The following is a 24,810-nucleotide window of genomic DNA, read 5'->3' on the forward strand; positions in this document are numbered from 1 at the left end:
TCGCCAATCGCTACCAGCGACGTTCAAACTTGCGCCGCAGGAAAACGGCGGTCGCATTCAATGTCAGGAGGATCGCCAGCAAAACGATGATCCCGGCGGCGGTTTTCTCGACAAACGCCTTGCGGGGTTCGCTGGCCCAGGTAAAGACCTGCGCCGGCAATACCGTGGCCGACTCGAAGATGCTGCTGGGGGCATCCGGGATATAGGCGATCATGCCGACAATGATCAGCGGCGCGGTCTCGCCCATGGCCTGGGCCAGGCCGATGATGGTGCCGGTGAGAATCCCCGGCAGTGACAGCGGCAGGACGTGGTCGCGCACCACCTGCCAGCGCGAGCAGCCCATGGCAAAGGCGCCCAGCCGGATGGGGTCGGGCACCGCCCGCAACGCCGCCCGGGTGCTGATGATGATGATCGGCAGGGTCATCAACCCCAGGGTCAGGCCACCGACCAGCGCCGATGACCGCGGCACCCCGAAGGTCCCGATGAATACCGCCAGCCCCAGCAGGCCGAAAATGATCGATGGCACCGCGGCCAGGTTGTTGATATTGACCTCGATGGCCTGGGTGAGCTTGTTATCCGGGGCGAATTCCTCGAGGTAGATCGCCGACATGACGCCGATGGGAAAGGCAAAGACCAGGGTGACGAACAACACCAGAATCGAGCCAACCGCAGCCGAGAAGATGCCCGCCAGCTCCGGCAGCTTGGAATCACCCGAGGTAAAGAACGCCCAGTTGAACGACGAACGGATCGTACCGCCCTCGACCATTGCGTCGACCTGGCGGGCCAACTCCGGCGGAAGCTCCTCGCGGCCTTTGAGGTACTGGTCGATCCGGCTGTAGGCCGGCACCCAGGCCTGGCGCGTGATCCCGGCCAGCTCGGGGTTGTTCTTGATCTCGAGCGGAATGGACCGGACCGCCCCGCGCGAAGCGATATCGCGCATGTCCTCCGCCAGGGCGAAACGGCCGATGCGCTCGGCGCGCTCGTTGTAGTCGAGGGTGACATTGACCTCGGCGCGCCAGAAGGCCGTATACCCCTGGCTGATGATATCGGTGAAAAACGCCACGATGATGGCGAACGCGGTGAAAAGCGCCGCGATGGTATAGGCCTTGAAGCGTTTCTCCTTGCGGTACCGCGCCTTGATCCGCGGATCATTCGCCGAGCCGGTCAGTCTGCTTTGCGTCGTGGACATGCGGGGTGATCCGTTCAGTCGTATTTTTGTTTGAACCGGCGGACCAGATAGGTCGAGACCAGATTCAGCGACAGGGTGACGATGAAAAGCACCAGGCCAAGGGCAAAGGCCGAGAGCGTCTGCGGGCTGTCAAAGGCCAGATCGCCGGTCAGCGAGTAAACGATGCTGACCGTCACCGTGGTCATGTCTTCCAGCGGGTTCCATGTCAGATTGGGTCGCACCCCGGCGGCCATGACCACGATCATCGTCTCACCCAGTGCCCGCGAGACCCCGAGCAGGAACGCCGAGATCACCCCGGGCAGGGCCGCCGGGAGGATGACTTTCTGGATGGTTTCCGATTTAGTGGTCCCCAGCGCATAGGCGCCCTGCCGGAGGCTCTGAGGGATGCTGTTGATCACATCGTCGGACAGCGACGAGATAAAGGGGATGATCATAATCCCCATGACAATCCCCGGCGAGAGGATATTGCTGTACGAGGCATCCAGGCCGAAAAACGCGGCGATATCGACAATGATGGGGGTGACGGTAATGGCGGCGAAAAAGCCATAGACCACCGTCGGGATCCCCGCGAGGATCTCGAGGATGGGCTTGGCGAAACCGCGCTGCCGGTGCGAGGCGTATTCGCTCATGAAAATCGCCGACAAAAGCCCGATAGGCAGAGCGGTGGCCATGGCAATGGCCGTGACCATGAACGTGCCGGCGAACAACGGCACCGAACCGAAAAACGAGGTGTTCTCGCCAACCTCGTCACCCCGGCCCGCGGCCTCGAGGAAGGTATCCCCCGGCGACCAGACCGTGCCGGTGACAAACTCCCAGACACTGACCTCGCGGAAAAACCGCATGGCCTCGAAAAGAATCGACAGGACGATGGCCACGGTAGTGACAATCGAGATCAACGCGGCGCTTAAAAGCAGCCAGCGAATTACACCATCCAGGGCGTTGCGCGCCCGTACCTCCGGGCGGATCGCCCGAAGCCCCTGGGCAAGCCCCAGCAAGGCGATGGCCAGCGAGACGATGAGCACCAGCTCGTGGGCCGGTGCGATGACACCGAATAGGCTCAGCAGCCCGGCGGCGATGGCCACACCCAGCGCCGGCAGACCCATCCAGACCACCGAATACCAGCCATACTGCTGGGGCCGTGAGTGCATGCTGACGCCGGCGGCCATGGCGCTCAGCGCCTTGCCCCGACCCAGCCGGTAAGCCAGAAGACCCAGCGGCGCCAGCGCCGCTAAAAGCAACAGTGTTGTCAGTCCGATACCCAAGCTGCTACTCCAATCTCCTGGCTTCTGAATCAGATGTCGCCGCCCCCGGCAATCCGGGGACGGCGACTGTCAGGCCGCAAATGCTCGCCTGTCCCGGCGAGCATCGCAAGCCTTAACCGCCCAGGTCGCTGCGCTGCAGGTTGACCCGGTTCTCGACGCGGTCGCTCCACTCGGCAAGCGCGTCAGAAGGCAGCGGGATGAGCCCCTCGTCCTTCAGCAGGCCGTCCTGGCCGATCATCACCGGATCCATGAACAGGCTGACATACTCGTCGATGCCCGGGATCACACCCTCGTGGGCTTCCTTGATGTAGAACCACAGGCTCCGGGCCACGGGATACTCGCCGCTGCCGATGGTCTCCGGGGTGGGCTCGACGCCGTCGATGGTCGCGGCCTGGATGATGTCGGTGTTCTCAACCAGGAAGCCATACCCGAACACGCCAATTGCGTCGGCGTTTTCGTTGATGCGCTGAACGATCAAGTTGTCGTTCTCACCGGAATCCACGTAGACACCGTCGGCACGGATATCGGTGTACTCCTCGGGATAGCCGAGGGCCTCACTGGACTCTTCCATGACCATCTCTTCGAAGGCGTCACGGGTGCCCGAGGTGGTCGGCGGGCCAAGGATCTCGATCTCGCGATCGGGCAGGCTGGCGTCGATCTCACTCCAGTTGGTGTACGGGTTGTCCACCAGCTCACCGTCCTGCGGCACCTCAGCAGCCACCGCCAGCATGACCTGCTCGCGGGTCAGCGCCAGGGGATCGTTATCGGTGCTCTGGGCGAGCACGATGCCGTCGTAGCCAATCGTGGCCTCGGTGATGTCGGTGACGCCGTTTTCCATGCAACGGTCGAACTCGCTGACCTTCATGCGACGCGACGCGTTGGTGATGTCCGGCGTGCTCACGCCAACACCCTCGCAAAAAAGGCGCATGCCGCCGCCGGAGCCCGTGGACTCGATGACCGGCGTGGGGTGGTTGGTGGTCGCGCCGAACTCTTCGACCACATAGCTGGCGAAGGGGTAAACCGTGCTGGAACCCACGATGCGAATCTGCTCGCGCTCCTGGGCGATGGCCACGGAGGTCGTGCCAACAACCGCGGCAACGGCAAGGGCTGTCGTCTTCCAAGTCGTCATGAGGAATCTCCTCGTTAGTGCTTCAGGTAAGTGCGAGGAGGAGATTAGTGAACAAATGTGACAGGACTGTGACCCGTCTCATCAATCCGGTTGTGACGCCGGTGTCGTCGTCTTGACCCGCTGGTAGTGCGGGAACACCGCTGTGAAGGTGCTGCCCACACCCTGCTCGCTGGTCACCGAAAGCCGTGCCCCGTGACGGGAGAGGACATGCTTGACGATGGCAAGCCCCAGCCCCGTCCCGCCCTCACGACTGGCCCGACCGGCATCGACACGATAGAACCGCTCGGTCAGGCGGGGCAGATGATGGGCCGGAATGCCCTTGCCGGTGTCCGCCACCGCCGCACACGCCGCTCCGGCCGCTTCGAACCAGCGGATATCGATCCGCCCGCCGGCCTCGGTGTACTTCACGGCGTTGCTGACCAGATTGGAAAACGCGCTGCGCAGCTCGTCCCGGTCGCCCTCGACCTGCAATGCCTCATCGGCGGTCAGGGTGATGGTATGTTCGCCGCCGCTGAGCGCCTTGGCCTCGTCCTGGACATCGCGCAGCAGCTCGGCCACCACCACCGGCCCGGGCTCCACCGGCGGGCTCTCGGTCTCGAGCCGCGAGAGCAACAGCAGATCGTCCACCAGCCGGCTCATGCGGCCTACCTGCTGCTCCATCAGCGCCAGCGGCCGCTGCAGCTCGCCACTCGCGGCCGCGTCGGAGTCATTGAGCTGCTCGGACATCCCGCGCAGCACGGTCAGTGGCGTTCTCAGCTCATGGGAGATGTTGCCGACAAAATCCCGCCGCATGGTCTCGAGCCGGTCCAGTTCCGAGACATCCCGGGCAAGCAGCAGCTGACGATCCGAGCCGTAGGGGACAATCCGGATCTCGAGGGTTCGGTCGGCGTCCTGGGGCGAGGGAATCTTGACCGCGGCATTCCAGTCGCCCCGGCCAAGGAAAGCCGCAAAATCGGGATGCCTGAGCAGGTTGGCGATGCGCTGGCCGCGGTCCTGGGGCCAGCGAAGCCCCATGTAGCGGCTGGCCAGGCGGTTCCACCACTGCATCTCGCCCTCACCGGCGAGCATGATCACCCCGTCGGGCATGGCGCTGACGCTCTCGCGAAACCGCTGCAGCAGGTCAAGCAATCGCAGCAGCCGGCCACGGCGCCGGTACTGTCGCCGGTCGATGGCCGAGAAAATGCCGCCCCACAGCCCCTCGGCCGCTGGCGGCCGCTGCCGATTCGAACGGCGCAGCCACTGCTCGAGCCGGTGGGTCTGCACCAGGTTGAAGGCGAGCAGCGCCAGTGCGGCCACTGCCAGCACCAGCCAGGGCCGGCCCACCGCCAGCCCCAGCACAAGCGCCGCCACCAGGCTCAGGCCTGTCCGGGTCAGGGCCGCCGGCCAGGGGTTACCCATCAGTGCCGTTGCCTACTCGGCCGAGAAACGGTAGCCCGCGCCCCGAACCGTCTGCACCAGATCCTCGTGGCCGCTGATCGCCAGCGCCTTGCGCAATCGACGGACGTGGACATCGACCGTTCGCTCCTCGACATAAACATTCGCTCCCCAGACATTATCGAGAAGCTGGGCACGATTGAATACGCGATCCGGGTGGGTCATGAGAAAATGCAACAGACGAAACTCGGTCGGGCCCATGGCAAGGGCCTGCCCGTGTCCGGTGATCCGATGACTGACCGGATCCAGGCGCAGGCCGCGAACCTCGACCGGCTGGTCCGCGGCCGTGGGCTGGACCCGCCGCAACACCGCCTTGATGCGCGCAACCAGCTCGCGTGGCGAAAACGGCTTCGGGACATAGTCATCGGCGCCGGCGTCCAGTCCACGGATACGGTCCCCCTCCTCGCCGCGGGCGGTCAGAAGAATGATGGGGATTTCGCGGGTCGCGCGGTCTCGTTTGAGTCGACGCGCAAAATCGATGCCGGATTCACCGGGGAGCATCCAGTCGAGCAACACCAGATCCGGCTGACTCAATCGCATGGCCGCATCGGCATCCTCGGCCGACTCGGCGTGCCGCACCCGGTAGCCGGCACGCGCCAGCGCCATGGCCACCATCTCGCGGATGGCTTCTTCGTCTTCGACCAGCAGAATCGTCGCCACGTTATCCCCCGGGTTCCCCGATACAAGGCTTCAGTATAAAGACAGTCAGATTGCGGGACTGTGACACCCCGGCGACCCGATCCCCATGGTCATCGCATCACTGGCGGGGTGCCGGTGGGCTTGGTACATTCCGATGGATGCGGTATTTCATCTCACTGTCACTGATGCTGGCGGCACTCTGGCTGAGTCTCTCAGGGGTCTACAAGCCCCTGATCTTTGGCCTCGGCGGTGCATCCATCGCGCTGGTGGTCTGGCTGACCGAGCGCATGGAAGTCCTCGGCGCCGAACATGACGCGGGGCTTTGGTCGTGGCGGCTGCCGGTCTACTGGGGGTGGCTGCTCTGGCAGGTCGTGCTGGCTAACCTGATGGTCAGCCGGGCGGTGCTCTCGCGCCGGCCGATCCGGCCTCGACTGCTCCAGGTGCGGGCCTCGCAGCAGACGCTGGTCGGGCGGGTGACCTATGGCAACTCGATCACCCTCACGCCGGGCACCATCACCACCGATTTACCCAGTGACGATGAAGACCTGCAGGTCCACGCGCTGTTGCCGGTCGCGGCGGAGGATCTGCGCAGCGGCGAGATGGCGCGGCGGGTCGACTGGCTGGAGAACGGCCGATGATGGAGATGGGACTGCTCGTCTGCATCCTGGCGATCTTTGCCACCATGGCCATGGCCCTCTGGCGGGCGGTCCGCGGGCAGTCCATCTACGACACCATCGTCGGGGTGAACGTCTTCGGTACCAAAACGGTCCTGCTGATTGCCCTGATCACCTACTTTAGCGGCCACGATGATCTGATCGATGTGGCGCTTGTGTATGCGCTGATCAACTTCCTTGCCGTGATCGCGGTACTCAAGCTGGTGCGGCGACGGGACCTGGCGGCCAGCGGCGAGCGCGGCCATGACTGAATCGATGCTCAACATCGCCTCGATGCTGATGCTGCTGGCCGGCGGGGTCTTTGCGATGATCGGCGGCATCGGACTGCTCCGCTTTCCGGACGTCTACACCCGGCTGCATGCCGGGAGCATCACCGACACCCTGGCGCCGCTTCTGATCGTTGGCGGCCTGGCGCTGCAATCGGGCTGGAGCCTGCTGACGCTCAAGCTATTGTTGATCCTGCTGTTCCTGCTCTTCACCACGCCCACCGCCTCCCATGCCACGGCCCGGGCGGCCATGCTTGCGGGGATCAGGCCGGTGACGGCTTCCGGTCGCGACGGCCGCGACCCCAACCAAGAGGAGCCTTCGTCATCGAACACCTGATCGACATCGTGCTGCTGCTTTTCCTGGTGGTTGTCGGTCTGGCCGTGGTGCTGACCCGCGATCTGCTCAAAGCCACCATGCTGTTTGCGATCTATTCGCTGACCATCGCCGGGCTTTTCGCCCTGCTTGACGCCGGCGATGTCGCCCTCACCGAGGCGGCGGTCGGCGCCGGCATCAGCACCGTGCTGATTCTCGCCGTGCTGGCATTGACGCCGCGTTTCGAGACAACCAAGGCCGGGCACAGCCTGCCGGCGCTTGTCATTGTCACCATCACCGGCGCGGCCCTGGTCTACGCATCGCTTGATCTGCCGCAGTTCGGCGATCCCGCCAATCCGGTCCATCAGCACGTTGGCCCGTACTACATCGAGCAGACCTACGCCGATATGGGCATCCCGAACATGGTGGCGGCGGTACTGGCAAGCTATCGATCCATCGACACCATGGGTGAGGCGGTGGTCATCCTGACCGCCGGCCTGGGGGTCTATGCATTGCTGGCGACCCGTCCGCGTCGGCGCGACAAAGGAGACCGGTGATGAAAGACAATGCCATCCTGGTGGTCGTCGCCCGGTTTCTGATCCCCTTGATGATGCTCTTCGGGCTGTACGTACAGTTTCATGGCGAATATTCACCCGGCGGCGGATTCCAGGCCGGGGTGCTGTTCGCCGCTGGCTGGATTCTATTCGTGTTCATCTACGGCCTCGAGACGGGCCTTCGCATCATCCCCGAGCGCGTCATCTATGCACTGGCCTGTCTGGGTGTGTTGCTCTACGGGTTGATCGGCCTGCTCGGCCCATTGCTGGGGGGGCACTATCTGGATTTCTCGGTCCTCCTCCCCGCGCCCAGGGCCGCCCAGCAGGCGGGCATCATCCTGGTCGAGCTGGGGGTGGGCATCACCGTGGCCAGCGTGGTGATGCTGTTTTTCCTGCTCTTTGCCCGTCGCCGCGCCGAGGCCGAGGCCGAGGGGCTGCCGCTGGTGGACCCGCTGGATGAGGACGAATCGCGCAGGGAGCCGCGCCCATGACGTTCTTGAGCTTTTTCAACTACTGGGCAGTGATCGTGTTGATGATGATCGGCTACTACTGCGTCATCGTGCGCGGCAACATGATCAAGAAAATCATCGGGCTGGGCATCTTCCAGACCTCGGTGTTCATCCTGTTCATCTCGGCCGGCAAGGTCATCGGCGGATCGACACCGGTATTGCGTGACGGCGTCGAGGTCTACTCCAACCCCCTGCCCCATGTGCTCATCCTCACCGCCATTGTCGTGGGTATCGCCACCACCGCGTTGGGACTGGCACTGACAGTGCGTATCCACGAGGCCTACGGCAGCATCGACGATGACGCGATCGACGCCGCCGAGGCGCAGGAGCGGCAATGAACCGTCTCGTCGAGCTGATGCCGTTCATCGTGCTGCTGCCCCTGCTGGCTGGCCCGGTCTGTGCGCTGCTACCCGGCCGACGGCTGCCCTGGTTGCTTGCCGTGGCCGCCGCGGCGGGGGCTTTCATCATTGCCGCGACCACCCTGGCCGGGGTGATGGACGGCACCACCCTGCGCTACGCCTTTGGTAACTGGCCGCCGCCCATCGGCATCGAATACCGGGTCGATGCGGCCAACGCCCTCGTTGCGTTGCTCATCACCGGCGTGGCGACGATCCTTCTGCCCTGGGCGGCACCGACGGTGGACGCCGAAGTGCCCGAACGCCAGGGGGTGTTCTATGCGCTTTTTCTCATCGCCATGGCCGGACTGCTGGGCATCACGCTGACCGGCGATGTGTTCAACGTCTTTGTCTTTCTCGAGATCTCGTCGCTGGCCACCTATGGGCTGATCGCCCATGGCCGGGACCGGCGAGCGCTGCTGGCAGCATTCCGCTATCTGATCATGGGCACCGTGGGCGCCACCTTCCTGCTCATCGGTATCGCGTTTTTGTACATCCTCACCGGCAGCCTCAACATGGTCGATCTGGCCGAGCGGCTGCCGGGGGTCAGTGATTCGCGCGCCCTTCAGGTGGCGCTGGGCTTTATCGTGGTGGGCCTGGCCATCAAACTGGCACTTTTTCCGCTGCATCACTGGCTGCCCAATGCCTATACCTACGCGCCGACACTGATCACCGCGTTTCTGGCGGCCACGGCCACCAAGGTGGCGCTCTATGTGATGCTGCGGGTGGTGTTCGATGTCTTCGGGCCGGCTTACAGCTTTGCCGCCCTGCCGCTTGCCAGCGCCTTGATGGTCCTCGCCATCGCCGGCATGTTCGCCGGGTCCTGGCTCGCCATCCTGCAGGAAAACCTCAAACGCATGCTCGCCTACTCGTCGGTGGCCCAAGTCGGCTACATGGTCCTGGGGGTGAGCCTGGTGAGCGTTGCCGGCCTGGGCGCGGCCTTTTTGCATTTGTTCAACCACGGTCTGATGAAAGCCGCCCTCTTTGCCAGCGTTGGCATCGTCGCCTACCAGGCCGGCAGTGTGCGGATCCAGGACCTGCAGGGCATCGGCCGGCAGATGCCGTGGACCCTGACGGCGTTCGCACTGGCAGGACTCAGCCTGATCGGCGTGCCTCCAACGGCCGGGTTCATCAGTAAATGGGTGCTGATCTCGGCGGCGCTGAACGCCGGCCAGGCCTGGCTGGTGGTGCTCATCCTCATCACCTCGCTCATGGCGCTCGTCTACATCGCCCGGGTGGTGGAGACCGCCTGGCTGCGCCCGCGACCGGCGGATGCTCCGGCCGTGAACGAGGCGGCCTGGTGGCTGCTCGCCCCGGTCTGGCTGCTGGTAGCGGCCAATTTCTACTTTGGTCTCGATACCCGGTTGACCCTGGGCGGCGCCACCGCGGCGGCGGAGGCCCTGGCCGGCGGTGCCCTGGGGGTTGGCCGATGACGCCCCTCACCGCGGTTGCCATTCCGATGATCGGTGCGGTGGCCATCGCGCTCGCCGCCCATCGACCGCGGCTGCGGGATAGCCTTTGCTTTGCCACACCGCTGCCACTGTTCGCCGCGGTGGTCATGCTGACCTCGGCCTATGTCGTGGCCGGTGACACCCGGGCGGTGACGCTGCTCGAGCTCATGCCGGGCCTTGAGATCGCGCTGGCCGTCCACCCCTTGGGGCTAACCTTTGCCCTGCTGGCTGCGACGCTCTATATCGTCGCCACACCCTATGCCCTGGGGTACATGAAACATGGCGGCTACGGCAATCTGGCCCGCTTCATGGCCTGCTACGCCATTGCCCTGGGCGCCGCCATGGGCATCGCCTTTGCCGAAAACCTGCTCACCCTGTATCTGTTCTACGAAATCCTGTCGATCTCGACCTATCCGCTGGTGGCGCACACCGGCACCGACAAGGCCCGCAGTGGTGCGCGCACCTATCTAGCGCTGCTGCTTGTCACCAGTGTCGGGCTGATGCTGCCGGCGATGGTCGCGATCTGGATGCTCACCGGCACCCTGGCCTTCACGCCCGAGGGGATCATGGCCGGCCGCGTCGATCCGGCACTCGGGGCACTGCTGCTCGTGGTGCTCGCCTATGGCATCGGCAAGGCCGCGTTGATGCCCTTCCACCGCTGGCTGCCGGCCGCCATGGTCGCGCCCACACCGGTCTCGGCACTCCTGCATGCGGTGGCGGTGGTCAAGGCCGGCGTTTTCAGCATGCTCACCGTGGCGCTTTTCATCTTTGGACTGGACTATCTGCGCGGGCTGGCCACCCAGCCGCTGATGCTCTACATCGCGGTGTTCACCATGCTTGCTGCCTCACTGGTGGCGCTGCATCAGGACAATCTCAAGGCACGACTCGCCTACTCGACGGTCAGCCAGCTTGCCTACATTGTCACCGGTGCCCTGCTGGCCACCGAGCTCTCGGCCCTCGGCGGCGGGCTGCACATGCTCATGCACGGGTTTGGCAAGATCACGTTGTTTTTCTGCGCCGGCGCCATCTACATCGCCAGCGGGATCAACACCGTCAGCGGCATGGACGGACTGGCCCGACGTATGCCGTTGACCATGCTGGCGTTTTTTGTGGGGGCGCTGTGCGTGATCGGACTGCCGCCCAGCGGCGGGTTCTGGAGCAAATGGTATCTGGTCAGCGGTGCCTACAGCGCGGGCCACTATCTGGTTGTCGGCGCGTTCGTCCTCAGCACCCTGCTGAATATCGCCTACCTCCTGCCGCCGGTCACCCGGGCCTTTCTCAAACCGCCACCGGATGATCGCGCGAGCGGGATCAACGAGGCACCGGCGCTCTGCCTGATCCCCCTGCTGCTCACGGCTGCCGGCACGCTGGTGCTGTTTGTCCTGGCCGACCCGGCCTACCACCTTTTGACCGGCGCGTTGTCCTGAGACCCGGAGGCGATACAGCGATGGCTTTAGTCGATTTTACCGCCCGCGTCCTCGATACACTGGTCCGCGAAGTCCGCTGGCTGCGCCGCGGCGCGATTCTGCTTGCCGGCGCCGTGGTCCTGGCGGACATCCTCAAGGACAAGGGCTACAGCCGGTTTGCATGGGATGGGATACCGGCCTTTACCGCGATTTACGCCTTTCTGGGGGCACTGGCGCTGATCGGCCTGTACAAGCTAATCGGTTACGGACTGGTCTATCGCCGCCCCGATTACTACCACCGCGGGCAGGACGAGCGAGGGGCGGACGGTCATGACTGAGTGGCTCCATCCGGCTTTGCTGCTTGCCCTCGCGGCCTTGCCGCTCGGCGTGCTGCAAGGCCGTGGGCGCCAGGCATGGCAGATTGTGCTGCCGTTGCTGGTGCTCGCCAGCGTGGCCTCGCTGGAATCCGGCACCCGGGTGACCATGCAGCTGGCCGGCCTCGAGCTCACGCCCCTGCGCGCGGACGGGCTGAGTCTGGTATTCGCCTACATCTTTGCCCTCATCCTTTTCATCGGCAACATCTTTGCCCTGCAGGTCGAGGACAACGCCCAGCATGTGGCGGCCGCGCTGTATGCGGCGGCCGCGCTGGGGGCCACTCTGGCCGGCGACCTGGTCACCCTGTACGTGTTCTGGGAGATCATGGTGGTGGCCTCGGTATGGCTGATCTGGCGCCGGCAGCAGCGCAGCGCCTACCAGGCCGGGTATCGCTACCTCATTGTCCACGCCTTGGGCGGCATGCTGCTTTTCGCCGGTGTCATCGCCTATTACCTGCACACCGGCAGCCTTGCCTTTGAACCCCTTGCCGGCGGCGGCCCGGCGTTCTATCTGATTCTTGCCGCTTTTCTGATCAACGCGGCGGCCCCGCCGCTCCATGCCTGGCTACCGGATGCCTATCCCGAGGCCACGGTGACCGGCACGGTATTTTTAAGCGCCTTCACCACCAAAACGGCGGTTTATGTGCTCGCGCGAGGCTTTCCCGGTACCGAGTTCCTGGTCTGGCTGGGCGTCGGCATGACCCTCTACGGGGTAACCTACGCGTTTCTGGTCAATGACATCCGCCGCCTGCTCGCCTACCACATCATCTCGCAGGTGGGTTACATGGTGGCGGGCGTGGGCATCGGGACAACCCTGGCGATCAGCGGAACCGCCGCCCATGCCTTTACTCATATCCTCTACAAGGCGCTTCTTCTAATGGGCGCGGGTGCGGTGTTGCACATGACAGGCCGCAGCAAGCTCACCGAGCTCGGTGGGCTGTATCGCTACATGCCCGTCACCTTATTGCTCTATATGGTCGGTGGGCTGTCCATCTCGGCCTTCCCGCTTTTCAGCGGGTTCGTCAGCAAGACCATCATCATCGAGGCGGCGGCCGAAGACGGTCGGGGCGTGATTTTCTTGCTCATGATGCTCGCTGGTGTGGGCACCTTCCTCAGTACCACACTCAAACTCCCCTGGTTTACCTTCTTTGGCAGGGATGCCGGCCTGAAGCCCGCCGAGGCGCCAATAAACATGCGCGTGGCGATGGGACTGGCGGCGCTTATGTGCTTTGTCATCGGGGTGATGCCGCAGCTGCTCTACACGATCCTGCCGTATGCCGTGGACTACAACGCCTACACCGCCTCGCATCTGATCAAGGAAGGTCAGCTACTGCTTTTCACCGGCATTGCCTTTTTCCTTTTACTCAAGCATCTGGGTGGCAAGGACAAGATCAGCCTGGATTTTGACTGGTTCTATCGCGACCTGGGTCGGCGTTGGGTTGGCAGCGCCCGGGACCTCGTCAGCACCGCCAACGCGGATATTCGCCGTGAGTTCATGACCGGCTTCCGACGCCTCGAGGCCGCCGCCTGCCGGTTGCGTGTCAGTGGCTGGCCCATGCGCAGCTGGCCCACTGGCTCCATGGCGCTGTGGACCGCCCTGGTGCTGGCCTTGCTGCTGGTGTTCGGACTGGGGCGTTAGCCGTCGGCCAGGTCGGTGCGGGGAGATGGTGCCGGCGCACGGATTCGAACCGCGGACCTACGCATTACGAATGCGTTGCTCTACCAACTGAGCTACGCCGGCCATCCGGACGAGCAATACTAGACGAGGGGCGGGGGTCAGACAAGCGCTATTGCCAGCACCGGCGGGCTTCTCCGATCGGCGCTGGCGCCTCGCCATCGGCGGGTACAACCCGCCGCAACCCGTCGTGGCGGTAGATCAACCCCCGGCAGAGTCGGTTGCTGGATGCTGCCATGCCATCCCGCCGCCAGGCCCGAATCTGCCAGGGCTCGGCCATAGAGAGACGGTCGCCCCAGGTCGACTCACTGGCCGATTCGGCCGTGGCGGCAATGGCAAAGGCGTAGACCTCGCTCAGCCCCTCGATGCAGCCACCCGCCGGTCGCGGCAGCGTCCAATCGCTGCGCGACTCATCAGCCAGCGCCTGACGGTGGATGGCGGCGGCGGTTTCGACCAGGCAGGCCGCCGCCCGGGTCTGCTGCGCCTGCGCGATATGGCTGCGATAGCCGGGTATCGCCAGCATGGCAAGGATGCCGACGATACTGAGCACCACCATCATCTCGATGAGGGTAAAGCCTTTTTCTCTCGCCATAGGCCAGAGGCTGAGGCATTCGATGGATGGTCGCCACAACCGGCCGATGGTCGCGTTAAATTGCAGGATATGCGGCCATTACAGACAGTTTCGCGGCAACACGGCGTCACACTCGTCGGGCTTCTGGTCACCGTGGGCATCGTCGGCGCCCTGGTGAGCGTCGCTCTGCCGGCGCTCCGAACAAGCGTGGACGGTGTCCGCGTCAGGCATGCCGCTACCACCCTTCACCAGTCCCTTGACCAGGCCCGCATGATGGCGATCAGCCAGGGCCGGCCGGTGCTGGTCTCGAGCGTCGATGGGGATTGGCAAAATGGCTGGCAGGTGCGCATCGACGAGGACAACGACGGCTTGAGCGAGCCCGACGAGATGGTGATCGAAACCGTCAGGCTGGCCGGCCGAGATGTGCGCATCAAGCCCAACGCCGGCATCGGCGAACGGGTTTACTATCGGCCCGATGGCAGTGCACGACGGCCTGGCGGGGGGCTGCAGATGGGGCGCTTCGGCCTGTCGGCGGCCAACGGCGAGCCGGCTTTCGAGCTTGTCCTCAACGCGGCCGGGCGGACCCGACTGGCCACACCCGGACGGGGCTAGGCGCGCTTCAGTCGACCACCGATCGGATTTCTCCCCGCCGCGGGATCGCCCGCAACAGATCCCGGGGCATCGAGAAAACCACGTCCTCGGTGTACTGACCACTGGTATCCGGCCGTCGAGCCCCCCACTGGACCAGCTGATCGATGACCTCACGGACCAGCGACTCCGGCGCCGAGGCACCCGCGGTGATCCCGATGACCGAAGCATCGGCAAACCACTGACGGTCCAGTTCGGCAGCCCGGTCAATCTGGTGGGCCGCGACGCCCATCCGCTCGGCCAGCTCCGTCAGCCGACGGGTATTGGAGCTGTTCGCCGAACCGACCACCAGCATGACATCCACCTCGCCGGCGAGATCACGCACCGCGTCCTGCCGGTTTTGGGTGGCATAGCAGATATCGTCCTTGCGTGGCCCTTCGATGCTCGGGAATCGCCGCTGCAGGGCTTCGATGACCTCAGCGGTGTCGTCCATGGAGAGCGTGGTCTGAGTCACGAAGGCCAGGTTGTCCGGGTCTTTCACCGAAAGGCGCTCGGCGTCCTGCGGTGACTCAACCAGATAGACCCCGCCCTGGTCGGCCTTCTCGCCGATATACTGCCCCAGGGTGCCTTCGACCTCGGGGTGGCCGTCGTGGCCGATGAGGATGACCTCACGACCCTGACGGGCGTGCTTGCGCACCTCCATATGGACCTTGGTGACCAACGGACAGGTGGCATCGAATACATGCAGCCCGCGGTCGACGGCCTCGTCACGCACCTGCTGAGACACGCCGTGGGCCGAGAAGATCAATGTCGAGCCCGCCGGTACGCCTTCGAGCGCCTCGACGAATATCGCCCCCTTGTCCCGGAGTTCGTCGACGACGGTCTGATTGTGGACGACCTCGTGGCGGACATAGATGGGCCGGCCGAAGGCCTCGAGGGCCTGTTCGACAATGCTGATGGCCCTGTCCACACCGGCGCAGAAACCTCGGGGGTTGGCGAGTCGTATCTCTTGCATGGCTATTAGTCTCCCATGACCGCTGGCCGTCGACCAAACCTCAGCGCTGAGCCCGTCGCTCGCGTCGATGATCGCGCAGCACACAGACAATAACGGCGCCAACGCCGACGGTAATGGCGCTGTCGGCCACATTGAAAGCCGGCCAGTGCCAGCCGGCCACATGCAGATCGATGAAATCGACCACCGCGCCCAGCCAGAGCCGATCGACCATGTTGCCAAGCGCACCGCCCAGGATGCCGCCCAGCCCGACCGCCTGCAGCCGATCTACGGCAGGCAGCGTTTTCAGCCAGTGGACAAGATAGGCGCTGACCGCCAGGGCCACTGCCGCCAGTGCCCAGCGCTGCCACCCGCCTTCGTCGGCCAGCAGGCTGAAGGCCGCACCCGGATTGAAAGCGAGGGTGAGATTGAGCACCGGCAGCAGTGCCACCGGCTGGTAGGGGTCAAGCATCTCGATGGCGAGCCGCTTGGCCAGCTGATCGGCGATCAGCACGGCCACTGCCACCCCCAGCCCCAGGGGCAGCCCGGTCGAAGCCTGTCTCAACCCCACTCCGATGGCTCAGGCAAACCGGCGGATTTCGCCATCACCGGCGATATTGCTGATACAGCGCCCGCAGAGATCCGGATGCTCGGCGTGGTGGCCCACATCAGCACGCCGGTGCCAGCAGCGTTCGCATTTGGCATGCTCGCTGGGCCGGACCTCGAACAGAAAACGGGTTCCATCGCCCAGATGCCCCGCCTCGGCGGCATCACCCGCGGCGGTCAGCGGGTGGACCCGGGCGTCCGAGGTGATCAGCACAAACCGCATTTCTTCACCCAGCCGGCCCCAGCGGGCGGCGAGTGGCTCGGGGCAGTAGAGATCGACCTCGGCTTCCAGCGTGGCCCCGATGACCTGCTCACTGCGCAGGGCCTCGATGCGTTTGGCCACCACCTCGCGCAGCGCGAGGATATCGTCCCAGAAAGCCGCATCCATGGTGTTGTCGTCGAGTGCAAAGAGGCCGTCGTACCACTCGGTCTCCAGCGCGGTGCCCGAACGCGCCCCCGGGAGGTGGTCCCAGATTTCATCGGCGGTGAAGGAGAGCACCGGCATCAGCCAACGCACCAGTGCCTCGGCGATGTGCCACAGCGCCGTCTGCGCCGAGCGACGGGCCAGGCTATCCGGTGGGGTGGTGTATTGACGATCCTTGATGACGTCGAGATAGAAACCGCCCATATCCAGCACGCAGAAGTGATGCACCCGCTGATAGAGCTGGTGGAAGTCGTAGCGATGGGCACTTTCAATGATCTGCTCCTGCAACCGCCAGGCCCGATCCACTGCCCAGCGATCGAGGGCGAGCATCTCGTCAGGGGCCACCGCATTCTGTGCCGGATCAAAGCCGGCCAGGTTCGCGAGCAGGAACCGGGCGGTGTTGCGCAGCCGACGGTAGGCATCGGCCGTACGCGTGAGGATGTCATCCGAGACGGCGATCTCGCCGGTGTAATCCGACGAGGCCACCCACAGCCGCAGGATATCGGCACCTAGCTGATCCATGACCGTCTGGGGCGCAATCACGTTGCCACGCGATTTGGACATCTTGTGCCCCTGCTCATCCACGGTGAACCCGTGGGTAAGCACACCCCGATAGGGCGGCTCGCCGTTGATCATCATCGAGGTCAGCAGCGATGACTGAAACCACCCCCGGTATTGATCGCTGCCTTCGAGATAGAGATCCGCCGGCCAGGACAGATCATCCCGCCCGCGCAGTACCGTCGCGTGGGTGGTACCCGAATCGAACCAGACATCGAGGATATCGGTCACCTTCTCGTACGCACTCGCCTCGTCGCCGAGCAGCTCCGCGGCATCCAGCTCGAACCAGGCATCAATGCCGTCGGCTTCCATGCGTTTGGCCACCACCTCGATCAACCGATCGGTATCCGGGTGGGGTTCGCCGGTCTCGCGGTCAACGAAAAGCGCAATGGGCACGCCCCAGTTGCGCTGACGCGAGATGCACCACTCCGGCCGGTTGCGGATCATCGCCGCCATGCGCTCTTCGCCCCAGTGCGGAAACCACGCCACGCCGGGCAATGCCTCGAGGGTCTTCTCGCGGACACCGCCGGCCTCGAGATTAAGAAACCACTGCGGCGTAGCCCGAAACAGGATGGGCGTTTTGTGCCGCCAGCAGTGGGGGTAGCTGTGGTTGTAGGGGGCATGCTCGAGCAGGGCGTCCTCGGCCTCGAGCCGTTGGACGATGTCCTGGTTGGCATCAAAGACGAAGGCCCCGGCAAAATCGCCGCGCAGAAACCGCCCGTCGTCGCCCACCGGGTTGTCCACCGGCAGGTTGTACCGCTGCCCCACGGCAAAGTCGTCCGCGCCGTGTCCGGGCGCGGTATGAACGGCCCCCGTGCCGGCTTCGGTGGTGACATGTTCGCCCAGAATGACCGGCACGTGGCGTTCGATGAACGGATGCACCAGGCTCAACCCTTCGAGATCCCGGCCACGACACCGGCCAACGATCCCGAAATGCTCGATGCCGTAGCGCGCCAGGGCCGCTTCGTGCAGATCCTCGGCCAGCAGCAGGAACTCGCGCTCGTGATCCACCGACACGAGCACATAATCGAGTTCCGGATGAAGCGCCACCGCCTGGTTGGCCGGCAGGGTCCATGGGGTCGTGGTCCAGATCACCACCGAGACCGGGGCATCCGCCGCCGGCGAGGCCGCGCCGCAGCGGCGCATCATGGCCTCGGGATCCAACGCGGCAAAGCGCACATCGATCGCCGGCGAGGTGTGCTCGTGATACTCCACTTCGGCTTCGGCCAGTGCCGAGCCGCAGTCGGTGCACCAATGAACGGGCTTGTAGCCTCGCCGCAGGTGCCCCTTACGAACGATATCGCCAAGGGCGCGCAAGATGTTGGCCTCGGTCGCCGGGGCCATGGTCAGATACGGCTGATCCCAGTCCCCTAGCACTCCGAGCCGCTGGAAGTCCTCGCTCTGCCCGGCCACCTGGGTAGCGGCGAATTCGCGGCAGGCATCCCGGAACGCCCGGGGGCTTATCGCCTCACCGGCCTTGCCCACGGTCTGCTCGACCTTGTGCTCGATCGGCAGTCCGTGACAGTCCCATCCGGGCACATAAACCGCATCCAGCCCGTCGAGGCTGCGGGTTTTGACGATAATGTCCTTGAGGATTTTGTTGACCGCATGGCCGATGTGGATATCGCCGTTGGCGTAGGGTGGGCCATCGTGGAGGATGTAGCGCTCACGCCCCTGGCGGGCGTCACGCAGGCGCTGATAAACGCCCGCCTCCCGCCAGCGTCGCAGTCGTTCGGGTTCGCTCTTGGCCAGACCGGCCCGCATGGGAAAGTCCGTGCGGGGAAGATTCAGCGTATCCTTGTAATCGCTCACTTACTCATCCTGCCGTCGTGTTTGTTGCATCGAAGCCGTCAAACCAATCACGCGCCTGCGCGACATCGATGGCGATCTGACGCTTGAGCGCGTCCAGCCCCTCGAAATCCCACTCATCGCGCTGGCGGTGGATGAACTCCACCTCGACATGACGGCCGTAGAGATCACCCGCAAAGTCGATCAGATAGGTCTCGAGCAATGTCTCGACCCCGTTGACCGTTGGCCGTGTGCCCAGACTGGCCACGCCAGGCACCGGATCACCCAGTCCGTGGACCAAGACGTTAAAGATACCGCGCATGGGCGGGGGATGTTTGCCAAAGGCCATATTGGCGGTTGGCCATCCAAGCTCGCGGCCAAGGGCCTGACCCCGGACGATGCGCCCTGAGATCCGAAGCCGGCGGCCAAGCAGGCGCGCGGCGGTGGCCAGATCGCCGGCGGCCAGGGTTTCTCGCACCCTGGTGCTGCTCACCCGACTATCCCCCTCCTGCACCGTCGGCATCCGCGACAACTCGAACCCATACTGGTCGGCGGCCTCGGCGAGCATGGCGAAATCGCCCCGGCGCTTGTGCCCAAAGCGAAAGTCGTCGCCCACCATCAAAAAGCGTACGTCCAGGGCCTGGTGAAGCAGCGTCTGGATGAACGCTTCCGCCGGCTGGGCCGCCAGTCGGGCGTCGAAGCGCAGACACAATACCCGCTGTACCCCCAGCTCCCGGAGGATGCGCAGCTTGTCGCGCAGCCGGGTGATCCGCCCGGGCGCGGTCTGCGGGGCGAAGAACTCACGCGGCTGGGGTTCGAACAGGATCACCATATCGGGCAGGCCCAGTCGGGCGGCTGCCTGATGCAGCGCTTCGATCACCGCCTGATGGCCCCGGTGGATGCCGTCGAAGTTGCCGATGGTCGCAACACACCCCCGGTGCCTTTCGCTCAGGTTGTGGGCGCCTCTTATGAGCTCCATACGGTCTTCCCGGATACCGGTGCAAAAGGCCTAGAGTATACGCCAGCCGGCCATTGATCAGCCATGCTCGGGCCGCGGCTCCGCCAGCGCTGCCGGCCGCAGCCCGGCGGCCCAGAGCACGGCAAAGTAGACCAGCCCCCCCACCGCGATCAGCCCGATCATGGCCACCACCCGGACCACCGCCCCCTGGGCCAGCCAGAACGTCTGCTGGGCGGCGGGCCAGGCCAGCACCGCCACCATGACCAGCGCCGCCAGCCCGATCCGCGGCCATAGCCAGGCCCAGCCGGCGCCGGGGCGATAGATGCCCTGGGCGCGCAGGCCCCGATAGAGCAAAAGGGCATTGGTCCAGGCGCCCAGGCCTGTCGCCAGTGCCAGGCCCGCATGGGCGAGACCGGTTCCGATCAGCATCAGCACCAGGGTGATGCTGGCAGCCATGTTGACGAGCATCGCCGCGATGGCGCAGCGAACCGGTCCGCGGGTGTCCTGCCGAGAAAAATACCCCGGCACCAGAACCCGGACCAGCACAAACGCCATCAGACTGGCGCCATAGGCCATCAACGAGTAGCTCGCCGCTGCCACGTCAGCCGGGGCAAACGCCCCGTACTGAAAAAGCGTGGTTAACAATGGCTGGGCCAATACCACCAGGCCCAGTGTTGCCGGGACCATCAATACCGCGGTCAGCCGCAGGGCCCAGTCCAGCGTGGCGTTGAACCCCGCCGGATCGACCCGTGCATGGTCGCTGGATAGCCGCGGCAGGATGACCGTGCCGAGCGCCACCCCAAAAATCCCCAGCGGAAACTCCATGAGCCGATCCGACCAGTACAGCCAGCTGATGGAGCCGGCCACCAGAAAGGAGGCCAGCACGGTGTCGAGCAACAGGTTTAGCTGCTGGACGGATGTGCTGAAAAGCGTCGGCCCCATCAACCGCAGGATGCGACGGACCCGCGCGTCCCGCCACCGCAGGGTCGGCCAGCGCAGCAGACCGCGGCGCCAGAGGAATGGCAGCTGCAGCGCCAGCTGCAGCGCGCCGGCCACCGGCACTGCCAGGGCCAGTGCCATGACCCCGGTCTCGAGCCGGGGCGCGACCAGCCAGGCGGCGCCGATCAAAGCCAGGTTGAGCAAAACCGGGGCAAAGGCGGGTGGGCCGAAACTCTCATAGGTGTTCAGCACCGCCGCCGCCGCAGCGGTCAAGGCGATGAGCAGCAGATACGGAAAGGTCAAGCGAAGCATCTCTGCCGCCAGGGCAAGCTGGGCGGGGGCATCGGCGAACCCGGGGGCAAAGAGGGTGATCAGCCCCGGCGAGGCGGCCATTGCCAGACTAGTCAGCACCAGCAGGACAGCGCCGAGGCAGCCATTCACCCGTGCCAGGAGCGCGCGGACCTCGGCATCGCCGCCGGCGCGACGGGCGTCGGCAAGCACGGGCACGAAGGCCTGCTGAAAGGCCCCCTCGGCAAACAGTCGGCGCAGGAAATTGGGGATCTTGAAGGCGACAAAAAACGCGTCCGTGGCCGCGGAGGGGCCAAAAACCACGCCCAGCACAATGTCCCGCACCAGCCCGAAGACCCGGGAGAGCAGCGTCCAACTGCCAAAGGTCATTACCGATTGCCACAGCCCGGCGCGCAACCCCGCCTCCCTTGTCCCGAGGACCGGCGCTGTGGCCGGCCGTGGTTGACATTCCCCGCCAAGATTCGCATATTACCGCTCTTTTCTTCGAGACGAACCTCTGACAGGAGCATCACGTTGGCCAACATTGCCTCCGCCAAGAAACGCGCCCGCCAGGCTGAGCATCGGCGTCGCCACAACCAGGCGCGTCGCTCGATGATGCGCGGCAAGCTCAAGCAGGTGACCGCCGCCATCGCTAAGGGCGACAAGGCCGCCGCCGAGGCCGCGTTCAACGAGGCAGTCCCGGTGCTCGACCGGATGGCCACCCGTGGGGTGATCCACAAAAACAAGGCCGCCCGGCACAAAAGCCGGTTGTCCCAGCAGATCAAGGCGCTCGGCTAGCGCTTTGCGGCCGCCGGGGGCGACCCGGCATCAGCCGGTTAACACCAGGTTATCTCGATGAATCAACTCGGGCTCGGTCACATAGCCGAGCACCGACTCGATATCATCGCTCGCCATGCCCTTAATCCGATCCGCCGCCTCGGCGTCATAGTTGATGAGCCCCCGGGCAATCTCCTCGCCCCGGGCATCGAGGCAGAGCACAAGCTCGCCCCGCCGGAACCGCCCGGCCACCCGCGTCACGCCCACCGGCAGCAGTGAGGCACCTCCCTCCCGCAGCACCCGGACCGCGCCGTCATCCAGCCAGACCCGACCGGGCGCCTGGAGCTGCCCGGCGAGCCATTGCTTGCGTGCGGCCAGTGGTTCGCGAGAGGGCGTCAACAAGGTCCCGCAGCGCTCGCCGGCCGCCAGCCGCTCGAGTACCGCCGCCTCCCGGCCCGAGGCAATCACCGTGGCCGCCCCGGCCCGTGCAGCCCGTCGTGCCGCCATGACCTTGGCCCGCATCCCGCCCTGACCGAGGACCCCCGGGGCATCCGAGCACATTCGCTCGAGCCCCAAATCCTCGGCCTCGGCCTCCTCCACCAGCGCTGCCCAGGGGTTGGCCCGCGGATCGCTGTCGAATAACCCGGCCTGGTCGGTGAGGATCACCAGGCGCTCCGCCTCGATCAGATTGCTGACCAGCGCGGCCAGGGTGTCATTGTCTCCAAACCGGATTTCCTCGGTGGCGATGGTGTCGTTTTCGTTGACCACCGGCACCACCGCCAGATTAAGCAGGGCCCGCAGGGTCACCCGGGCGTTGAGATAGCGCTGCCGATCGGCCAGATCCTCATGGGTCAGCAACACCTGGGCGGTTTTCGCGCCGAAGGCCTGAAAGCGGCTTTCATAGGCCTGCACCAGTCCCATCTGCCCGACCGCGGCGGCAGCCTGGAGCTGATGCAAGGCATGGGGTCGATCCTGCCAACCCAATCGCCGCACGCCCTCCGCCACCGAGCCCGAAGAGACCAGGACCACCTCGATGCCCTGTTGACGGATGGCCATGATCCCATCCACCCAGGCAGCGATGCGTTCATGATCGAGCCCGCGTCCATGATTGGTGACCAGCGCACTGCCGACCTTGATCACCCATCGGCGCCGGGACTCGTTGAGCCGCTCAGTCATCGCCCGCCGTCTCCTGCTGCACTGGCCCTTCGCGCCCTGGCCTTTGACCGGATTCGTCCAGAAAAGTCATGGCCGCCTGGCATACCGCCTCAATGCCGGCACCGGTTTCGGCCGAGACGATAAAAACCGGCCCGGACCACTCAAGCCGCTGCCGGAGTGTCTCGGCGAGCGTCTCCGCGGTATTGTCGGCAAATAGATCCGACTTGTTGACCACAAGCCACCGAGGCCGCGCGGCAAGATCGGCATGATAGGCCTGCAGCTCGCCGGCTACGGTCTCGACCTCGGCCACCGGGTCACGCCCCTCGAGCAGCGAGCCGGCATCCACCAGGTGGAGCAACAAACGCGTCCGCGAGAGATGACGCAGAAACCGGGTCCCCAGCCCGGCGCCCTGGGCGGCGCCCTCGATCAGCCCGGGGATATCGGCAACCGTAAAACTACTCCCCGGGCCGATCCGAACCACCCCCAGCCCGGGATGGAGGGTGGTGAAAGGATAATCCGCTACCCGCGGGCGGGCGGCGGAGACCGCCCGCAAAAAGGTGGATTTGCCCGCATTGGGCAACCCCAGCAGCCCCACATCCGCCAGCAATCGAAGCTCGAGCGCCAGTCGACGCCGCTCGCCGGCGGTGCCAGGCACCGACTGTCGCGGTGCCCGATTGGTCGAGCTCTTGAAGTGGACGTTACCCAGCCCGCCCTCGCCGCCGGCGGCCACACACAGCCTTTCATCGCTGCGGGTGAGATCGCCGAGCAGTTCATCGGTATCCGCATCCCGGACAACCGTCCCCACCGGCACCGGGATGACGATGTCCTCGGCGGAACGACCGGTCATCTGCCGCCCCTGTCCGTTGTGGCCACGCTGGGCGGCAAAACGCCGGCTGTGACGGAAATCGGCGAGCGTATTGAGCCCCGGATCGGCCACCAGCCAGACGCTGCCCCCGCGACCGCCGTCGCCCCCATCCGGCCCACCCCGCGGGATATACTTCTCGCGCCGAAAGCTCACGCAACCATCACCCCCATCCCCGGCGGTCACCTGGATGCTGGCCTCGTCAACGAATTTCATGGTCGCTTACCCGCTAACAAAAAGCCCCGCTCGGGGCGGGGCTGGTGGGGCGGCTTCGGCCCGCTCGGGATCAGCCCGCCGGCTGAACGCTGACCACCCGCCGTTTGAGTGGGCCCTTGCGGGCGAACACCACATGTCCGTCGGTTTTCGCAAACAGGGTATGGTCGTTTCCGATCCCGACATTTTCGCCGGCATGGAAGTGAGTACCCCGCTGGCGCACCAGGATGTTCCCGGCCACCACTGCCTGGCCGCCGAAGCGCTTCACGCCCAGCCGTTTGGATTGCGAATCGCGGCCGTTTCGTGTGCTGCCGCCTGCCTTTTTATGTGCCATGCCTGTCTAGTCTCCGCGTAAATCCCAAACGTTCAACCGGCCTTGATCCCGGTAATACGGACCTCGGTGTAGGGCTGACGATGGCCGTAGTGGCGCTGATAGTCCTGCCGGCGCTTGAACTTGACGATCTCGATCTTGCGCGCGCGGGCTTCGGCAACGACTTCGGCCGAGACGCTGCCACCGTCCACCCGCGGCGTTCCCACGGTCACTTTGTCGCCGTCGGCCACCAGAAGCACATCATCAAAGGTCACCGTCTCGCCGGCCTCGGCTTCGAGCTTTTCAACCCGCAGCACATCGCCTTCAGCAACCCGATACTGTTTGCCGCCCGACTTGATAACCGCGTACATCTGGATTTCTCCCGAGGAATGGTTCAAAACCGCAGAAGGATAGCCGCATCGGGGGCGAGCGTCAACGCTCGTCGCCTCGCTTGACACCCCCACGCCCCCTTCCTAGCATCCAGTGTCCTTTTCTCGACATAGTACCCCGCC

27 protein-coding genes and 1 tRNA gene are annotated in these 24,810 nt (G+C 65.0%); 12 read left to right on the forward strand and 16 right to left on the reverse strand.

Annotation, left to right across the window (positions count from 1 at the left end):
- Positions 1-10: 10 nt before the first annotated feature.
- From pstA to phoB, 5 genes are all read right to left on the reverse strand, one after another.
- On the reverse strand, positions 11-1,189 hold the full coding sequence (gene pstA, locus V6X73_RS01880; protein WP_367958013.1) for a phosphate ABC transporter permease PstA: 1,179 nt from the start codon (positions 1,187-1,189) through the stop codon (positions 11-13).
- A 14-nt stretch (positions 1,190-1,203) separates the two neighbouring features.
- Positions 1,204-2,451 (reverse strand): phosphate ABC transporter permease subunit PstC, encoded by a 1,248-nt coding sequence (gene pstC / locus V6X73_RS01885; protein ID WP_367958012.1) that lies wholly within the window; start codon positions 2,449-2,451, stop codon positions 1,204-1,206.
- A gap of 112 nt (positions 2,452-2,563) precedes the next feature.
- Positions 2,564-3,580: a substrate-binding domain-containing protein gene (locus V6X73_RS01890; RefSeq protein WP_367958011.1), complete on the reverse strand. Its 1,017-nt coding sequence runs from the start codon at positions 3,578-3,580 to the stop codon at positions 2,564-2,566.
- An 81-nt stretch (positions 3,581-3,661) separates the two neighbouring features.
- Positions 3,662-4,978: a phosphate regulon sensor histidine kinase PhoR gene (gene phoR / locus V6X73_RS01895; protein ID WP_367958010.1), complete on the reverse strand. Its 1,317-nt coding sequence runs from the start codon at positions 4,976-4,978 to the stop codon at positions 3,662-3,664.
- Positions 4,979-4,990: 12 nt separating this feature from the next.
- A complete protein-coding gene (gene phoB, locus V6X73_RS01900; protein WP_367958009.1) occupies positions 4,991-5,674 on the reverse strand; it encodes a phosphate regulon transcriptional regulator PhoB in 684 nt (227 codons plus the stop codon).
- 137 nt (positions 5,675-5,811) lie between these two features.
- Between phoB and V6X73_RS01905 the strand changes: the two genes are divergently transcribed.
- The 10 genes from V6X73_RS01905 to V6X73_RS01950 are packed head-to-tail and all read left to right on the forward strand — an operon-like array spanning position 5,812 to position 13,234.
- Positions 5,812-6,291: a Na+/H+ antiporter subunit E gene (locus tag V6X73_RS01905; protein WP_367958008.1), complete on the forward strand. Its 480-nt coding sequence runs from the start codon at positions 5,812-5,814 to the stop codon at positions 6,289-6,291.
- A complete protein-coding gene (locus tag V6X73_RS01910) occupies positions 6,288-6,578 on the forward strand; it encodes a monovalent cation/H+ antiporter complex subunit F (RefSeq protein ID WP_367958007.1) in 291 nt (96 codons plus the stop codon). The genes V6X73_RS01905 and V6X73_RS01910 overlap by 4 nt, the downstream gene beginning before the upstream one ends.
- Positions 6,571-6,930: a monovalent cation/H(+) antiporter subunit G gene (gene mnhG / locus V6X73_RS01915; RefSeq protein ID WP_367991042.1), complete on the forward strand. Its 360-nt coding sequence runs from the start codon at positions 6,571-6,573 to the stop codon at positions 6,928-6,930. The genes V6X73_RS01910 and mnhG overlap by 8 nt, the downstream gene beginning before the upstream one ends.
- An 8-nt stretch (positions 6,931-6,938) precedes the next feature.
- Positions 6,939-7,463, forward strand: a complete 525-nt coding sequence (locus V6X73_RS01920) for a DUF4040 domain-containing protein (RefSeq protein ID WP_367958005.1) — start codon at positions 6,939-6,941, stop codon at positions 7,461-7,463.
- Positions 7,463-7,951, forward strand: a complete 489-nt coding sequence (locus V6X73_RS01925; protein ID WP_367958004.1) for a Na(+)/H(+) antiporter subunit B — start codon at positions 7,463-7,465, stop codon at positions 7,949-7,951. The genes V6X73_RS01920 and V6X73_RS01925 overlap by 1 nt, the downstream gene beginning before the upstream one ends.
- A complete protein-coding gene (locus V6X73_RS01930) occupies positions 7,948-8,307 on the forward strand; it encodes a cation:proton antiporter subunit C (RefSeq protein ID WP_367958003.1) in 360 nt (119 codons plus the stop codon). Before V6X73_RS01925 ends, V6X73_RS01930 begins: the two co-directional genes overlap by 4 nt.
- Complete coding sequence (locus tag V6X73_RS01935) at positions 8,304-9,797, forward strand: monovalent cation/H+ antiporter subunit D family protein (RefSeq protein WP_367958002.1); 1,494 nt, start codon at positions 8,304-8,306, stop codon at positions 9,795-9,797. The genes V6X73_RS01930 and V6X73_RS01935 overlap by 4 nt, the downstream gene beginning before the upstream one ends.
- Positions 9,794-11,242 (forward strand): proton-conducting transporter transmembrane domain-containing protein, encoded by a 1,449-nt coding sequence (locus V6X73_RS01940; protein WP_367958001.1) that lies wholly within the window; start codon positions 9,794-9,796, stop codon positions 11,240-11,242. Before V6X73_RS01935 ends, V6X73_RS01940 begins: the two co-directional genes overlap by 4 nt.
- A 20-nt stretch (positions 11,243-11,262) precedes the next feature.
- A complete protein-coding gene (locus V6X73_RS01945) occupies positions 11,263-11,559 on the forward strand; it encodes a hypothetical protein (protein ID WP_367958000.1) in 297 nt (98 codons plus the stop codon).
- On the forward strand, positions 11,552-13,234 hold the full coding sequence (locus tag V6X73_RS01950) for a Na(+)/H(+) antiporter subunit D (RefSeq protein WP_367957999.1): 1,683 nt from the start codon (positions 11,552-11,554) through the stop codon (positions 13,232-13,234). Before V6X73_RS01945 ends, V6X73_RS01950 begins: the two co-directional genes overlap by 8 nt.
- A gap of 26 nt (positions 13,235-13,260) precedes the next feature.
- On the opposite strand, the gene V6X73_RS01955 is transcribed toward V6X73_RS01950, so the two are convergent.
- Both V6X73_RS01955 and V6X73_RS01960 read right to left on the reverse strand, forming a co-directional pair.
- Positions 13,261-13,336 (reverse strand) — tRNA-Thr (locus V6X73_RS01955).
- A gap of 46 nt (positions 13,337-13,382) precedes the next feature.
- The gene (locus V6X73_RS01960; RefSeq protein WP_367957998.1) at positions 13,383-13,862 is read right to left on the reverse strand and encodes a type IV pilin protein; all 480 of its coding nucleotides are present in this window, start codon (positions 13,860-13,862) and stop codon (positions 13,383-13,385) included.
- A gap of 69 nt (positions 13,863-13,931) precedes the next feature.
- On the opposite strand from V6X73_RS01960, the gene V6X73_RS01965 reads away from it, so the two are divergent.
- Positions 13,932-14,453 carry a GspH/FimT family pseudopilin gene (locus V6X73_RS01965; RefSeq protein ID WP_367957997.1) on the forward strand — a complete coding sequence of 174 codons (522 nt, stop codon included), beginning with the start codon at positions 13,932-13,934 and terminating at the stop codon, positions 14,451-14,453.
- Between the two features lie 7 nt (positions 14,454-14,460).
- Here V6X73_RS01965 and ispH read toward each other — a convergent pair whose 3' ends face one another.
- Genes ispH through murJ form a run of 5 tightly spaced genes read right to left on the reverse strand, consistent with a single transcriptional unit; the run spans position 14,461 to position 21,398 of the window.
- Positions 14,461-15,444, reverse strand: coding sequence for a 4-hydroxy-3-methylbut-2-enyl diphosphate reductase (ispH, locus tag V6X73_RS01970; RefSeq protein WP_367957996.1), 984 nt, complete (start codon positions 15,442-15,444; stop codon positions 14,461-14,463).
- A gap of 40 nt (positions 15,445-15,484) precedes the next feature.
- Complete coding sequence (gene lspA, locus V6X73_RS01975) at positions 15,485-15,985, reverse strand: signal peptidase II (RefSeq protein ID WP_367957995.1); 501 nt, start codon at positions 15,983-15,985, stop codon at positions 15,485-15,487.
- A 15-nt stretch (positions 15,986-16,000) separates the two neighbouring features.
- Positions 16,001-18,820, reverse strand: a complete 2,820-nt coding sequence (ileS, locus tag V6X73_RS01980; protein ID WP_367957994.1) for an isoleucine--tRNA ligase — start codon at positions 18,818-18,820, stop codon at positions 16,001-16,003.
- Between the two features lie 4 nt (positions 18,821-18,824).
- Positions 18,825-19,775 (reverse strand): bifunctional riboflavin kinase/FAD synthetase, encoded by a 951-nt coding sequence (ribF, locus tag V6X73_RS01985; RefSeq protein ID WP_367957993.1) that lies wholly within the window; start codon positions 19,773-19,775, stop codon positions 18,825-18,827.
- 57 nt (positions 19,776-19,832) lie between these two features.
- Positions 19,833-21,398 carry a murein biosynthesis integral membrane protein MurJ gene (murJ, locus tag V6X73_RS01990; protein WP_367957992.1) on the reverse strand — a complete coding sequence of 522 codons (1,566 nt, stop codon included), beginning with the start codon at positions 21,396-21,398 and terminating at the stop codon, positions 19,833-19,835.
- Between the two features lie 117 nt (positions 21,399-21,515).
- Between murJ and rpsT the strand changes: the two genes are divergently transcribed.
- On the forward strand, positions 21,516-21,779 hold the full coding sequence (gene rpsT / locus V6X73_RS01995) for a 30S ribosomal protein S20 (protein WP_367957991.1): 264 nt from the start codon (positions 21,516-21,518) through the stop codon (positions 21,777-21,779).
- Between the two features lie 30 nt (positions 21,780-21,809).
- Here the strand turns inward: rpsT and proB are convergent, their stop codons facing one another.
- From proB to rplU, 4 genes are all read right to left on the reverse strand, one after another.
- Complete coding sequence (proB, locus tag V6X73_RS02000; protein WP_367957990.1) at positions 21,810-22,934, reverse strand: glutamate 5-kinase; 1,125 nt, start codon at positions 22,932-22,934, stop codon at positions 21,810-21,812.
- On the reverse strand, positions 22,927-23,991 hold the full coding sequence (cgtA, locus tag V6X73_RS02005; RefSeq protein ID WP_367957989.1) for an Obg family GTPase CgtA: 1,065 nt from the start codon (positions 23,989-23,991) through the stop codon (positions 22,927-22,929). The genes proB and cgtA overlap by 8 nt, the downstream gene beginning before the upstream one ends.
- A 70-nt stretch (positions 23,992-24,061) precedes the next feature.
- Complete coding sequence (gene rpmA, locus V6X73_RS02010) at positions 24,062-24,322, reverse strand: 50S ribosomal protein L27 (RefSeq protein ID WP_367957988.1); 261 nt, start codon at positions 24,320-24,322, stop codon at positions 24,062-24,064.
- 32 nt (positions 24,323-24,354) lie between these two features.
- Positions 24,355-24,669: a 50S ribosomal protein L21 gene (gene rplU / locus V6X73_RS02015; protein ID WP_367957987.1), complete on the reverse strand. Its 315-nt coding sequence runs from the start codon at positions 24,667-24,669 to the stop codon at positions 24,355-24,357.
- Positions 24,670-24,810 lie beyond the last annotated feature (141 nt).

The sequence above is a fragment of the Spiribacter pallidus genome, assembly GCF_040838495.1.
Classification (GTDB): domain Bacteria; phylum Pseudomonadota; class Gammaproteobacteria; order Nitrococcales; family Nitrococcaceae; genus Spiribacter; species Spiribacter pallidus.